This is a genomic window from Pantoea sp. S61 (genome assembly GCF_016625145.1).
Classification (GTDB): Bacteria; Pseudomonadota; Gammaproteobacteria; order Enterobacterales; family Enterobacteriaceae; genus Pantoea; species Pantoea rwandensis_B.
Genome location: NZ_JACVUO010000002.1, coordinates 47478 through 61661, shown reverse-complemented (window position 1 = coordinate 61661; position 14184 = coordinate 47478). Strand labels below are relative to the sequence as shown.

Annotated in this window: 9 protein-coding genes; 6 read left to right on the top strand and 3 right to left on the bottom strand. The window is 57.2% G+C overall.

The window, feature by feature from the left end:
* Positions 1 to 64 precede the first annotated feature (64 nt).
* Complete coding sequence (gene sfsA / locus IAE30_RS05670) at positions 65 to 781, bottom strand: DNA/RNA nuclease SfsA (RefSeq protein WP_200678455.1); 717 nt, start codon at positions 779 to 781, stop codon at positions 65 to 67.
* Entirely contained in the window at positions 782 to 1321 is a 540-nt protein-coding gene (thpR, locus tag IAE30_RS05665; RefSeq protein WP_200679080.1) for an RNA 2',3'-cyclic phosphodiesterase, read from the bottom strand. It lies immediately after the preceding gene.
* Between the two features lie 25 nt (positions 1322 to 1346).
* Here thpR and hrpB point away from each other — a divergent pair, with 25 nt between their 5' ends.
* From hrpB to fhuB, 6 genes are all read left to right on the top strand, one after another.
* Positions 1347 to 3818: an ATP-dependent helicase HrpB gene (gene hrpB, locus IAE30_RS05660; RefSeq protein ID WP_200678453.1), complete on the top strand. Its 2472-nt coding sequence runs from the start codon at positions 1347 to 1349 to the stop codon at positions 3816 to 3818.
* Between the two features lie 98 nt (positions 3819 to 3916).
* Positions 3917 to 6463 carry a bifunctional glycosyl transferase/transpeptidase gene (gene mrcB / locus IAE30_RS05655; protein WP_200678452.1) on the top strand — a complete coding sequence of 849 codons (2547 nt, stop codon included), beginning with the start codon at positions 3917 to 3919 and terminating at the stop codon, positions 6461 to 6463.
* A 216-nt stretch (positions 6464 to 6679) separates the two neighbouring features.
* Positions 6680 to 8893, top strand: coding sequence for a ferrichrome porin FhuA (fhuA, locus tag IAE30_RS05650; protein WP_200537454.1), 2214 nt, complete (start codon positions 6680 to 6682; stop codon positions 8891 to 8893).
* Positions 8894 to 8985: 92 nt separating this feature from the next.
* The gene (gene fhuC, locus IAE30_RS05645) at positions 8986 to 9780 is read left to right on the top strand and encodes a Fe3+-hydroxamate ABC transporter ATP-binding protein FhuC (protein WP_160868774.1); all 795 of its coding nucleotides are present in this window, start codon (positions 8986 to 8988) and stop codon (positions 9778 to 9780) included.
* A gap of 9 nt (positions 9781 to 9789) precedes the next feature.
* Positions 9790 to 10668, top strand: a complete 879-nt coding sequence (gene fhuD, locus IAE30_RS05640; protein WP_200678444.1) for a Fe(3+)-hydroxamate ABC transporter substrate-binding protein FhuD — start codon at positions 9790 to 9792, stop codon at positions 10666 to 10668.
* Positions 10668 to 12644 (top strand): Fe(3+)-hydroxamate ABC transporter permease FhuB, encoded by a 1977-nt coding sequence (gene fhuB, locus IAE30_RS05635; RefSeq protein WP_200678443.1) that lies wholly within the window; start codon positions 10668 to 10670, stop codon positions 12642 to 12644. Before fhuD ends, fhuB begins: the two co-directional genes overlap by 1 nt.
* Positions 12645 to 12882: 238 nt before the next feature.
* On the opposite strand, the gene hemL is transcribed toward fhuB, so the two are convergent.
* Complete coding sequence (gene hemL / locus IAE30_RS05630) at positions 12883 to 14163, bottom strand: glutamate-1-semialdehyde 2,1-aminomutase (protein WP_038648963.1); 1281 nt, start codon at positions 14161 to 14163, stop codon at positions 12883 to 12885.
* Positions 14164 to 14184 lie beyond the last annotated feature (21 nt).

Below are 14184 nucleotides of genomic sequence, written 5' to 3'. Positions count from 1 at the left end.
GTGAGGAACAGCGTATTTAGCGCACCGGCCAGAATATTCCTATCACAGCAAATTGCTATAAATATTACAACTCTGCGTTAATCGTCACGGCGACGGGCTGAGTGAGTAACATTTGAGCAGGTGAAATCTGAGCCTGATACGCCAACACTTCCACTCCACAGCGTTGAGCCTGTCCCAGTAGTTCTGCGTAGTGTGCGTCGATATGGCGCGCCGGGGAGACGTCCTCAATCCCCGTATGCAGAACGGCGAACAACAAAACAGCTCGATGACCCTCTGCCGCGATAGTACTGAGTTCGCGCAGATGCTTCTGTCCCCGAGCCGTCACCGCATCCGGAAAAAAGCCTTTACCCTGCTGTAAAAGGGTGACGGACTTGACTTCAATATAGCAGTTTGATCTGCCCTCCGCTTGCAGCAGGAAGTCAATTCGGCTTTTTTCCGTACCGTATTTCACTTCAGGTTGGCAGTGGCTGTAAGCGGACAATTCTGGAATCGCGTCAAGGGTTAAGGCTTCACGCACCAGTTGATTGGCTCTGAGGGTGTTCACACAGATCCAGTGGCCTTGTTGTGTCTCGGTCAGTTCCCAGCTGTGCGGATACTTGCGCGTGGTGCTGTCTGAAGTGGAATACCACACGTTATCACCCGGTGTGGCGCAGCCGGTCATCGCGCCGGTATTGGCGCAGTGAATGGTCAGTGTCTCACCCTCTGGTGTCACGACATCGGCAAGAAAACGCTTATAGCGCGCGATAAGACGAGCGGGTTTTAGCGGTGGATCAAACTGCATTCAGGCTCCTGACGAAGAAGGCAATGGCCAGCGCGCCAGCCGCCGATAACGGGTGCGTCCCTGACTAAAAGTCGATGAGAACAGCGCAAAGTCACTGACATCGTAGCGCCAGTGAAAGCCGCGCGGTGGTAAGGCCACTTTTTGTGTGGCGTGGCGCAACAGGGTGATATGCGGATGAAAAGGCTGCGCACTCTGCGCGCAGCCGTGTCGTGCCGCCTGAGCACGCAGCAAGCTGGCTAACTGCAACAAGCCGCGCGGCGCACGTTGGCAGCCAAGCCACACGACGCCAGGGCGCGGCCAGTGCCCCGCATCATCCAAATCCAGGCTAAAACCGGGCTGGACAATGCGCGAAGCTAACTGCTGTAACTGCTGCGAGGTCTTAGCACTGACATCCCCCAGAAACGCCAGCGTCAGATGTAGATTGGCGGCGGCCACCGGTTTTCCTGCCTCCTCTGCAAAGTGATCTGCGCGCCACTGTACCAGCTGTTGCTGGAGCGCCGCGGGCAGTTCGAGGGCAAAAAACAGACGTTGTATTGACATGGTGACGTGGCCGTTGAGTGCTACAATGCGCGCCATGTTAGCACAGGCAGAGTGGGAGTTAAGTGTGAGTGAATTACCGGTAAGTGAGGTGCTGCCTGCATTGCTGGATGCATTGTCTCAGTCATCACAAGTTTTACTGGCGGCACCCACCGGCGCGGGAAAATCGACCTGGCTGCCGCTGCAATTGCTACAGCAGTCGGTGCTGACGGGGCGCATCATTATGCTTGAGCCGCGTCGTCTGGCGGCGCGTAATGTGGCGCAGCGCCTGGCGGATCAGTTGGGTGAACAGCCCGGAGCCACTGTGGGATACCGTATGCGCGGCGAAAACTGCTGCGGCCCCCATACGCGACTGGAAGTGGTGACCGAAGGCATTCTGACACGCATGCTGCAGCGCGATCCCATGCTTGAAGGCGTGTCGCTGGTGATCCTCGATGAGTTTCATGAGCGTAGTCTGCAGGCCGATTTAGCACTGGCGCTGCTGCTGGATGTACAACAGGGGCTGCGCGATGACCTGAAAATTCTGCTGATGTCCGCAACGCTGGATAACGATCGGTTGTGTCAGCTGCTGCCTGCTGCGCCTTTTATTGTCTCTGAAGGACGCAGCTTTCCGGTGACACGCCGTTATGCCTCTCTCAACCCGCAACAGCGTTTTGACGAAGCGGTGGCGCGAGAAGTGGCGCAGTTGCTGCGTGAGGAGTCGGGCTCGCTGCTGTTGTTCCTGCCTGGCGTGGCAGAGATTGAGCGCGTGAAGCGCGAGCTGGAATCCCGCGTCGGTGAAGACGTGGATCTCTCTCCTTTATATGGTGCGCTCTCATTGGATGCGCAGCGTCGCGCGATTCTGCCTGCGCCCGCCGGTCGCCGCAAAGTGGTGCTCGCCACTAACATTGCCGAAACCAGTCTCACCATTGAAGGTATCCGCTTAGTGGTGGATAGCGCACTGGAGCGTTCGGCACAGTTTGATGTGCGTAGCGGCGTAACGCGCCTGCAAACGCAACGCATCAGCCAGGCTTCCATGACCCAGCGTGCGGGGCGAGCCGGGCGTCTTGAACCCGGCATTTGCCTGCATTTGTTGCCGCAGGAGCAGGCGATGCGTGCAGCGGCGCAAAGTGAACCCGAAATCCTCAATAGCGATTTGGCCGCGCTGCAGATCGATTTGCTGCAATGGGGTTGCCAGGATGCGTCACAGCTCTGCTGGCTGGACGCGCCACCGCCACGCAGCTTGCGAGCGGCACAGGCTTTGCTCACGCGCTTAGGCGCATTAGAAAACGGCAGGCTTAACGCGCGCGGCCGTAAAATGGCGACGCTTGGCAGCGATCCGCGTTTGACGGCGATTCTTTGTGCGGCAGAGGGCCACGATGCCATCGCCAGTGCCGCTCTGCTGGTGGCGATACTGGAAGACCCACCGCGCAACGGTAGTGCAGATTTACGCGACGCCCTTAATCGACCCCAGCCGCATTGGCAAAGGCGCGCGCGTCAATGGCAGCAACGGTTGAATGCCAGCGATGGCCGCGCCGATCCCGATCTCTTCCCCGCATTATTGGTGGCAGGCTTTGCCGATCGTCTGGCGCAGCGGCGAGGCGAAAGCGCACGCTATCAGCTGGCTAACGGTATTGGCGCCATGCTGGATGAACAGGATGGCCTGAGCCGCTATGAGTGGTTAATCGCGCCGACCCTGTTACAGGGCGCCAGTGCCGCCGAAGCCCGCATGTTACTGGCGCTGCCGGTAGAGATAAGTGCGTTACGCCAGCAATGTCCTGAACTGGTGTCGCAGCGCATTGATGTGGAATGGGATGAAGAGAAAGGGACATTGCGCGCCTGGAAACGGGAACTCGCGGGTGCGCTGGTCCTAAAAGCACAGCCGCAGGCGCGACCGGAACCGGAGATTTTACACCCGGCGATGTTGCGCTGGATCCGCGAAAAAGGGCTCTCGGTACTCGGCTGGACCCCCGAAGCCGAACAGCTGCGCTTGCGCTTGCACTGTGCCGCGGCCTGGCTGCCGGAAGAGGCGTGGCCAGCGCTGGATGATGAGAGTTTGCTCGATTCGCTTGAACGCTGGCTGTTACCCGAGATGGGATCCGTGCGCGATCTCAGGAGTCTGCAGGGCGTCAATCTTGTCAGCGCATTATTACATTTGCTGACATGGTCACAACGTCAGCGGCTGGATACTGTGCTGCCAACTCATTACACTGTGCCGACCGGAAGTCGCCTGCCTATACGTTACGATGCTGAAAAGCCTCCGGCGTTGGCAGTGCGTATGCAGGAGATGTTTGGTGAAGCGCAAAATCCCGCGGTGGCCGAAGGCCGCATTCCGCTGGTGCTGGAGTTGCTCTCACCCGCGCACCGGCCGTTGCAGATCACCCGTGACCTTGCAGCGTTCTGGCGGGGAGCGTATCCAGAAGTGCAAAAAGAGATGAAAGGACGCTATCCGAAACATCCCTGGCCCGACGATCCGGCCAGCGCCTTACCGACAAGGCGCACCAAGAAATTTTCATCGTGACACGCTGTGGATCGAATTCAGAGGGTTCTGCCATGCGCAGCACGAGAAAGCAGTTAGAGTAACGGCCGCAGCCGTAGCTATGCCTGGAGAATAAAAGCATGTCTGGGAACGATCGCGAACCTATTGGGCGTAAAGGAAAAGCGCCAAAGCCGCCGCGCACCACTGCGCGCCGGGGTCGCCGCAAGGAGCTTGATGATGATATCGATCAGGACGATTTTGACGAAGATGATGAGGAGAGCACACCGGTGCCACCAAAAGGTAAAGGGAAAGGAAAACGTCCGCCACGCGGCAAACGTCGTTGGTTAGGCTGGTTAATTAAGCTTTTCCTGGTCTTTGTGGTAGTGATGGTTGCCTGGGGCATCTATCTCGACTCAGAAATCCGCAGCCGCATCGACGGTAAAGTGTGGCAGTTGCCTGCCGCTGTTTACGGCCGCATGGTGAGCCTTGAGCCGGGGATGTCGTACGACAAAAAAGAGATGATTGCGCTGCTGGAAGGCACGCAGTATCGCGAAGTGTCGCGCATTACCCGTCCGGGCGAATTTAGCGTCAAAGGCAACACCATCGATCTGCTGCGTCGTCCGTTTGATTTCCCGGACAGCAAAGAGGGCCAGATCAACGCCCGTCTGACGTTCAGCAACAACGAACTGAGCGAGATTAAAAACCTCGATACCGGGCGTGATTTTGGCTTCTTCCGCCTCGATCCGCGCTTGATCACCATGCTGCAATCGCCGAACGGTGAGCAGCGTCTGTTCGTGCCGCGCGCGGGCTTCCCGGATCTGCTGGTCAGCACGCTGATCGCGACCGAAGACCGCCACTTCTACGAACACGACGGCATTAGCCCGTACTCGATTGGTCGTGCATTCCTTGCCAATATCACCGCCGGTAAAGCGGTGCAGGGCGGCAGTACCTTGACGCAGCAGCTGGTGAAAAACCTGTTCCTGACCAACGAGCGTTCACTCTGGCGTAAAGCGCGTGAAGCTTACATGGCGGTGATCATGGATGCGCGCTACAGCAAAGATCGCATCCTTGAGCTGTATCTCAACGAGGTGTACCTCGGCCAGGCAGGCAACGATCAGATCCGTGGTTTCCCGCTGGCAAGTCTGTATTACTTTGGTCGTCCGGTGGATGAGCTGAGCCTCGATCAACAGGCGATGCTGGTCGGCATGGTGAAAGGGGCGTCGCTGTATAACCCATGGCGCAACCCGAAACTGGCGCTGGAGCGTCGTAACCTGGTCCTGCGTCTGCTGCAACAGCAGAATGTCATCGATCAGGAGCTGTACGACATGCTGTCAGCGCGTCCGCTGGGCGTGCAGCCGAAAGGCGGGGTGATTACGCCTCAGCCTGCGTTTATGCAGATGGTGCGTAACGAATTGCAGGCTAAACTGGGCGACAAGGTGAAAGATCTCTCTGGCGTGAAGATCTTCACTACGCTGGATCCGATTTCGCAGGATGCCGCAGAAAAAGCGGTGGAAGATGGCATTCCGGCACTGAAGAAACAGCGCGGTCTGAAGGATTTGGAAACCGCGATGGTGGTGGTTGACCGCTTCAGCGGCGAAGTGCGCGCGATGGTGGGCGGTGCCGATCCGCAGTTTGCCGGTTACAACCGTGCGCTGCAGGCGCGTCGTTCTATCGGTTCACTGGCTAAACCGGCGACTTATCTCACTGCCTTAGGCCAACCCAATACCTATCGTCTGAACAGTTGGATTGCCGACGAACCGATTGCGCTGAAACAGCCTAATGGATCGATCTGGAAACCGATGAATGACGACAAGCGCTTCAGTGGCAAAGTGATGTTAGTGGATGCGCTGACCAACTCAATGAACGTGCCAACGGTTAATCTGGGTATGACGTTAGGGCTGAATTCCGTGGTTGATACCTGGACGAAGCTCGGCGTACCGAAGGATCAGCTGAATCCGGTGCCAGCGATGCTGCTGGGTGCCCTGAACCTGACACCGATTGAAGTCGCTCAGGCATTCCAGTCGATTGCCAGTGGCGGTAACCGCGCAGATCTCTCTGCGGTGCGCTCGGTGATTGCGGAAGATGGGACTGTGCTGTATCAGAGCTTCCCGCAGGCGCAGCGTGTCGAACCGGCACAGGCGGCTTATCTGACGTTGTACAGCATGCAGCAGGTCGCCGATCACGGTACGGCGCGGGCGCTGGGCGCGCGTTATCCTAATGCCCATCTGGCAGGTAAAACGGGTACCACCAATGATCTGATCGACAGCTGGTTTGCGGGCGTTGATGGCAAAGAAGTGGCCATCACCTGGGTGGGCCGCGACAATAACCAAACCTCGAAGCTGTATGGTGCGAGCGGAGCGATGCAAATTTATCGTCGCTATCTCGATAACCAGGCCCCGATGCCGCTGCAGTTGACACCGCCGGAAGATATTACGCAGATGAATGTCGATTCCGCCGGTAACTTCGTCTGTGGTTCGGGCAGCAGCACCTGGCGTTCGCTGCCGGTGTGGACGTTGGATCCTGCCTCGCTGTGCCAGCAACAGCAGCAGCAGATCCAACAGCAGCAAGAGTCGCAACCGCAGCAAGAGTCGCAACCGCAGCAGCAGTCACCTCAGCAGCCGCAGGACGAGCAAAAAGATGCTGATGGCGTAGCAGGCTGGATCAAAGATATGTTCGGCAGCAAATAGTTAGCTGCAGAAAGCACAGGGCGCTTCGGCGCCCTTTTTTACGTCTGCACGATTGTTATTCGCAATCATGGATATGCACGATCTGGTCGCAAACGCACCGCCAATAGCCATTACATCTTGCGGATCTTGCAGGACTTCGCCTAAAATTCGTGCGTCTAATAATCATTCTCGTTTTCATTCGCCTGCATCGTTTCCTTTTTCGAGAGATCCTTTTTTATGAATGCGCGAAATTTCAATCCTTGTTCTGCGCGTGCTGCGACTTCCCGTCGTCCGCTCGCTTTATTGATTTCTTTAACACTGGGTACGCTGAGCGCGCAGGCGCTGGCAGAAGATACCGTGGTGGTGACCGCCAATGGCGGTAACACCGTTGCGCAGGAAAGCGCCTGGGGCCCGGCTCCTACCATTGCCGCCAGGCACAGTGCCACCGGCACGAAAACGGATACGCCCATTGAGAAAAACCCGCAGTCGGTTTCGGTGGTGACGAAGGAAGAGATGGCGATGCACGCGGTGACCAGCGTGAAAGGGGCGTTCAATTACACGGCGGGTGTGCTGACCGGTAACCGCGGTAGCTCCAGTGTGATCGATGCGCTGTCGATTCGTGGCTTTAGTGAAACCAACACCAACCAGTATCTCGATGGTTTGAAACTGCAGGGTGACAACTACTCCGAGTTCGCCATCGATCCTTACTTCCTTGAGCGTGCGGAACTGCTGCGTGGCCCGGTTTCAGTGTTGTACGGCAAGAGCAACCCAGGCGGCGTGGTGTCACTGGTCAGCAAGCGCCCGACGCAGGAAACACTGCGTGAAGTGCAGTTCCAGATGGGCACCGATAACCTGTTCTCTACCGGCTTCGATTTCGGAGGATCGCTGGATGATGACGGCGTGTACAGCTATCGCCTGACCGGTCTGGCTCGCAGTGCAGACGCGCAGCAGGATATGAACAAAGAGAAGCGTTATACCATCGCGCCTTCGTTCAGCTGGCGTCCGGATGCCAATACCCGCTTTGATTTGCTGACCTACTTCCAGAACGAGCCGGAAACCGGTTATTACGGCTGGTTGCCGCGTCAGGGCACCGTGGTCGGCATTACCCGCCCGGACGGTAGCAGCTACAAACTGCCCACCAACTTTGATGAAGGCGAAGACAGCAATAAGATTTCGCGTAACACAAAAATGGTGGGCTACAACTTCGAACACAGCTTCAATGATACCTGGACGGTGCGCCAGAATCTGCGTTATGCGGATTTGAGAACCAATTACCGCAGTATTTATGGCAGCAGTTTCAATGCCGATACACTTGAGATAAATCGTGGTTCAGCCGTTTCCGACGAAAAGCTTAATCAATTTGCTGTCGATACTCAGGCACAGGCGAAATTCGCAACTGGCGCATTGGACCATACATTACTCATGGGCGTCGATTATCAGCGTACGCGTAATGACATTGATGCGGCGTTTGGCTCAGCATTTCCTATTAGTGCGACCAATCCTCATTACGGTAATGATGCACTAGATGGTGCTGCGTTCCCTTATCAATATCTGAATCGCCAGGAGCAAACCGGCCTATATACTCAAGACCAGATGGAATGGAACCGCTGGGTTCTGACCTTAGGCGGCCGCTACGATTATGCGATGACTTCAGCACTAAATCGTAATGGCAATACCGAAGTAAAAAATCACGATCAGGCTTTCACCTGGCGTGGTGGTTTGAACTATGTGTTTGATAACGGTATTGCGCCGTACTTTAGCTACAGCGAGTCCTTTATCCCTAACTCAGGCACCACCGCATCTGGCCAGCCGTTTGATCCATCGCGTGCTAAGCAGTATGAAGCCGGTGTGAAGTACGTTCCAAAAGATCGTCCGGTTGTTGTGACAGCAGCAGTGTATGAGCTGACTAAAACCAAGAACCTCACCGCCGATCCAAACAACCTTAACTTTAGCGTGCAGAGCGGTGAAATCCGTTCACGCGGTGTTGAATTGGAAGCCAAGGCAGCACTGAACGCCAACATCAACATGACGGCGTCTTATACCTATACCGATGCCGAATACACTGAAGACACAGTGCTGAAAGGTAGAACACCAGTGCAGGTGCCGAAGCATATGGCATCGCTGTGGGGGGATTACACCTTCCACGAAACTGCATTGTCAGGTGTGACACTGGGTGCAGGTGTGCGTTATGTAGGTGAAAGCAAAGGGTTATATGCAGAGAATACACAGAATGGCAGTAACTCAAACCAAAACTTCGACGTAGCAGGTTACACCACCGTCGACGCAGCGCTGAAATATGACCTCGGCCGTTTCGGTCTGCCAGGCTCTTCTGTGGGTGTTAATATCAACAACCTGTTCGATCGTGAATACGTGGCCAGCTGCTACCGTGATTACGCTTGCTACTGGGGCGCTGAACGTCAAATCGTTGGTACTGCCACCTTCCGCTTCTGATTCGTCAGGACGAAGATGTTGTGATTTTGGGCGGCCTCAGGGCCGCCCCTTCAGAATCAAATCGGTTTTGTGCTTATTAACCAGGAATCACCATGCAGCATCCGCACCACGAAGAAACCACCTTCACGCTGGATAATGTCAGCTTTCGCGTGCCTGGGCGCACGTTGCTGCATCCACTTTCACTCACCTTTGCGCCGGGTAAAGTGACGGCGCTGATTGGCCACAACGGCTCGGGTAAATCCACCTTGCTGAAAATGCTGGGGCGTCACCATGCGGCGAGTGAAGGCCAGGTGCTGTTGAACCGCGATGCGGTGGAGAACTGGGGCAGCAAAGATTTTGCGCGCCAGGTGGCGTATTTGCCGCAGCAGTTACCGGCGGCAGAAGGGATGACGGTGCGTGAGCTGGTGGCGATTGGTCGTTATCCCTGGCACGGTGCGCTAGGCCGCTATGGCCAGGAAGATCGCGACCGCGTAGAGGAAGCGATTACGCTGGTGGGACTGAAACCGTTTGCCGGGCGTCTGGTCGATAGCCTGTCCGGCGGCGAACGTCAGCGTGCGTGGTTGGCGATGCTGGTGGCGCAAAATAGCCGCTGCCTGCTGCTGGATGAACCCACTTCAGCGCTGGATATCGCCCATCAGGTTGATGTGCTGGCACTGATTCAACGTCTCAGCCGTGAGCGCGGGTTAACGGTGATTGCCGTACTGCATGACATCAACATGGCGGCACGTTATTGCGACCGTCTGGTGGCGCTGCGAGGCGGCGAAATGATTGCGGAAGGCGGGCCTGAAGTCATCATGCAGGCCGATGTGCTGGGCAATATCTACGGTATTCCGATGGGCATCTTACCCCATCCACAAGGCGGTGCTCCCGTCAGTTTTGTTTACTGAGGCCTCGCCATGTTCGACATTTCACGCCGTCGCTTGCTGACGGCGCTGGCACTGACGCCACTGATGAACGTTGCCCCAATGCGTGCGGCAACGCCCGATCTGCAGCGCATCCTGGCGCTGGAATGGCTACCCGTTGAGCTACTGATGGCGCTCGGTGTATCGCCGCTCGGTGTGGCTGATTTGCGCAACTACAACATCTGGGTTGGCGAGCCGATGCTATCCGCCAGCACCATCGATCTCGGCCTGCGCACCGAACCCAATCTGGAACTGATGACGCAGCTCGAACCTTCCTTAATTCTGCACTCCAACGGCTACGGTCCGGGATTGGATAAACTCGATCGCATCGCGCCGACCATGGGCTTTGATCTGAATAGCGGGGACGGCAAACCGTTAAGTACTGCTCGCAAATCACTGCATGCGCTCGGTGCCCGGCTGGGACGGGAAGCGCAGGCGGTACAGCATCTGCAATTCCTGGATGAGCAGCTCGCGGCAGCGCGCGAGCGTCTTAAACCCTGGGCAGATCGTCCGGTGCTGCTGATGTCATTGATGGACAGCCGTCACGCCATCACGTTTGGCACCAACAGTCTGTTCCTCGAAGTGATGGAAATCCTTGGCCTGAGTAACGCCTGGCAGGGTGAAACCAATTTCTGGGGCAGTGCCGTGGTTGGGCTTGAGCGATTAGCCGATGTCGGCGATGTGCAGGTGATCTGTTTTGATCACGATAACGATCGTGACATGCAGCAGGTGATGAAAACTGCGCTGTGGCAGGCGCTGCCGTTTATCCGCGCGGGCCGCTTCCAGCGTGTGCCTGCCGTCTGGTATTACGGCGCGACCTATTCAGCGCTGAAATTTGTCCGCGTGCTGGAACACGCGCTGGAGTCGCACTGATGCGCCATCGTCTCTTTCCTGTGATGCTGCTAAGCAGCATGTTTTTACTGGCGCTGGCGCTGACCTTTATCAATCTGCGTGACGCGCTGCCAACGGCGCAGTGGTCACAAGCCTTCTTTGCGCCGGACATCAACAGTATCCAACAGGTGGTGTTCCATCACAGCCTGTTATCGCGTCTGGCGCTGGCGCTGTTGGTGGGGGCAGGTCTCGGATTGGCCGGTTTACTGTTTCAGCAGGTGCTGCGCAATCCGCTGGCGGAACCGACCACGTTGGGTGTGTCATCCGGCGCACAGCTCGGTATTACGGTCGCCACGCTCTGGCACTTACCGGGCGGTGAGCTGACGCAGCAATTTGCTGCGATGGCGGGCGCAGTGCTGGTGGGCATCCTGGTATTTGGCGTGGCCTGGGGCAAACGGCTGTCACCCGTGACGCTGATCCTCGCCGGGCTGGTCCTGAGCCTGTATGCCGGCTCGGTGAATCAAATCTTTGCCATCTTTAATCACGACCAACTTCTGAATATGTTCCTGTGGAGCACCGGCGCACTGAATCAGATGGATGGGCACAACGTCGCCATGCTGTGGCCGCGTCTGTTGCTGGCTTTTGTCGTGGCGCTGGCATTGCTGCGTCCCCTGACGCTCATGGGGCTTGATGACGGCGTAGCAAAAAACCTCGGTCTGGCACTGTCTGCTGCGCGCGTCGGCGCACTCGCTCTGGCGATTCTGTTGAGTGCGCAGTTGGTGAACGTCGCCGGGATTATCGGTTTTATCGGGCTGTTTGCACCACTGCTGGCGAAAATGCTCGGAGGGCGTCGCTTACTCAGCCGCATGCTGCTGGCTCCGCTGATTGGTGCCTTACTGCTGTGGCTGGCCGATCAGTGCGTATTATGGCTAACCAGCCACTGGCGCGAGGTTTCCACTGGCACAGCGACCGCGTTGATTGGCGTACCGATTCTGCTGTGGCTGTTGCCGCGTTTACGTACCGGCTCGGTTCCACCGGCGATGAATATGGGTGACAAGGTGCCGGCAGAACGCCAAAAGGTAATGCTGTGGTGTGTCATTGGCCTTGGGGTGCTGGCGCTGCTGAGCGTTATCGGTATCTCCTTTGGTCGTGATGCACACAGCTGGACCTGGGTGAGTGGCGAGATGCTACATCAACTGCTGCCTTGGCGTGCACCACGTGTGCTGGCGGCGTTAGTCGTGGGGATGATGCTGGGTGTGGCAGGTGCGTTGATTCAGCGTCTCACTGGTAACCCGATGGCAAGTCCGGAAGTGTTAGGCATCAGTTCCGGCGCGGCCTGTGGTGTGGTCGTGATGATGTTCTTTGTGCCGGGTGACGCCGTGGCGTGGTTGCTGCCCGCTGGCGCATTAGGCGCGGCGCTGACACTGCTGGTGATTATGCTGGTCGCCAGTCGCGGAGGTTTCTCACCGGAGCGTATGTTGCTCGCGGGCATGGCGCTCAACAGTGCCTTTGTCACCTTGCTGATGGTGCTAATGGCGAGTGGCGATCCGCGCATGGGCGGCCTGCTGAGCTGGATTTCCGGTTCAACTTACAACATCAATATGCCGCAGGCAGTGCAAAGCGCCGTGGTGGGTATCGTATTCATTGCGCTCGCGCCACTGGCGAGCCGCTGGCTCACACTGCTGCCGCTGGGTAGTGCGACGGCACGTTCAGCGGGGATGGCATTAACGGGTTCGCGTCTGGCCCTGCTGCTGCTGGCGGCGGCGTTAACGGCCACGGCGACCTTGACCATCGGCCCGTTGAGTTTTGTCGGTTTGATGGCGCCGCATATCGTGCGCATGCTGGGGTTCAGGCGCGCATTACCGCAGGTGTTGATGGCGGGATTATTAGGTGGCGGATTGATGGTGTTTGCAGACTGGTGCGGCAGGATGCTGGCGTTCCCGGATCAGATCCCGGCAGGTTTAATGGCGACCTTCTTCGGCGCGCCGTATTTTATCTGGCTGTTGCGTCGCGCATAAACGCGCAAGCTACGGCATTCGGTGCCTGTAAAGCGGCTGCGGATAAATGCGCAAGCTACGGCATTCTGTGTCTGTAAGGTGGCTGCGGATAAATGCGCAAGCTACGGCATTTGGTGTCTGTAAGGCGGCTGAGGATAAATGCGCAAATTACGGCAATAGGTGTATGCGGAGCAGCAGCGCCTAAGGGACAGACGTGCACATCAATGCAGGGGCGCCGTTCATGGCGCCCGCTAATGGCTTACAGCTTCGCAAAGCTGCGGCGTGCCGCATCAATGGTACGCTGAATATCTTCCTGGCTGTGTGCCAGTGACATAAAGCCTGCTTCAAAAGCAGAAGGTGCGAGGTAAACGCCTTCTTCCAGCATCAGGTGGAAGAAGCGCTTGAAGCGCTCAACGTCGCATTTTGTCACGTCGGCATAGCAGGTTACGCTCTCGGCATCGGTGAAGAAAATGCCGAACATGCCGCCAACGTGGTTGATCACCAGCGGAATGTTTTCTGCTTTTGCTGCTGCCAGCAAGCCTTCAGACAGTTGGGTGGTGAGGTCGGTCAGGGTGCTGTGCGTGCCTGGTTGAGCAATCTGCGTCAGACAAGCAAAACCGGCCGCCATGGCAATCGGGTTACCGGAAAGCGTACCCGCCTGGTAAACCGGACCCGTTGGCGCCAGTGCAGCCATCACATCACGACGACCACCAAATGCGCCCACCGGCATGCCGCCACCGATGATTTTGCCGAGGCAGGTCAGATCCGGCGTCACATCGTAATAAGCCTGAGCACCACCCAGCGCCACGCGGAAGCCGGTCATCACTTCATCGATAATCAGCAGTGCGCCAAATTCATCACAGAGTGCGCGCAGGCCCGGCAGGAAGTCTGGCTGCGGTGGGATGCAGTTCATGTTACCGGCAACCGGCTCAACGATGATACAGGCGATATCGTCAGGATACTGCTCGAAGGCTTCGCGCACGGACGCCAAATCGTTATAGGTGCAGGTCAGGGTGTGTTTAGCGAAATCAGCGGGAACACCCGGAGAATTTGGCTGGCCCAGAGTCAACGCGCCGGAACCGGCTTTCACCAGCAGGCAATCGGCGTGGCCGTGGTAGCAGCCTTCAAATTTGATGATTTTATCGCGATGGGTGAAGCCACGGGCCAGACGGATGGCGCTCATGGTGGCTTCGGTGCCGGAGTTCACCATACGCACCATGTCCATACTTGGCACTAGCTCACACACCAGCTCGGCCATTTTCACTTCCATTTCGGTTGGGGCACCGAAACTTAAACCACGAGATGCCGCTTCAATCACCGCATTGCGGATATTGGCGTTGTTATGCCCCAACACCATTGGGCCCCATGAACCGACATAGTCGATGTAGGCTTTGCCATCGGCGTCATACAGATAAGCGCCGTCGGCGCGTTCGATGAACAGCGGCACGCCGCCCACACCGGTAAAAGCACGTACCGGGGAGTTCACACCGCCAGGGATCAGGCGTTGCGCTTCGGCATACAGGTTTTCTGACTTACTCATTGCTCGGCTCCTGCTGTTCTG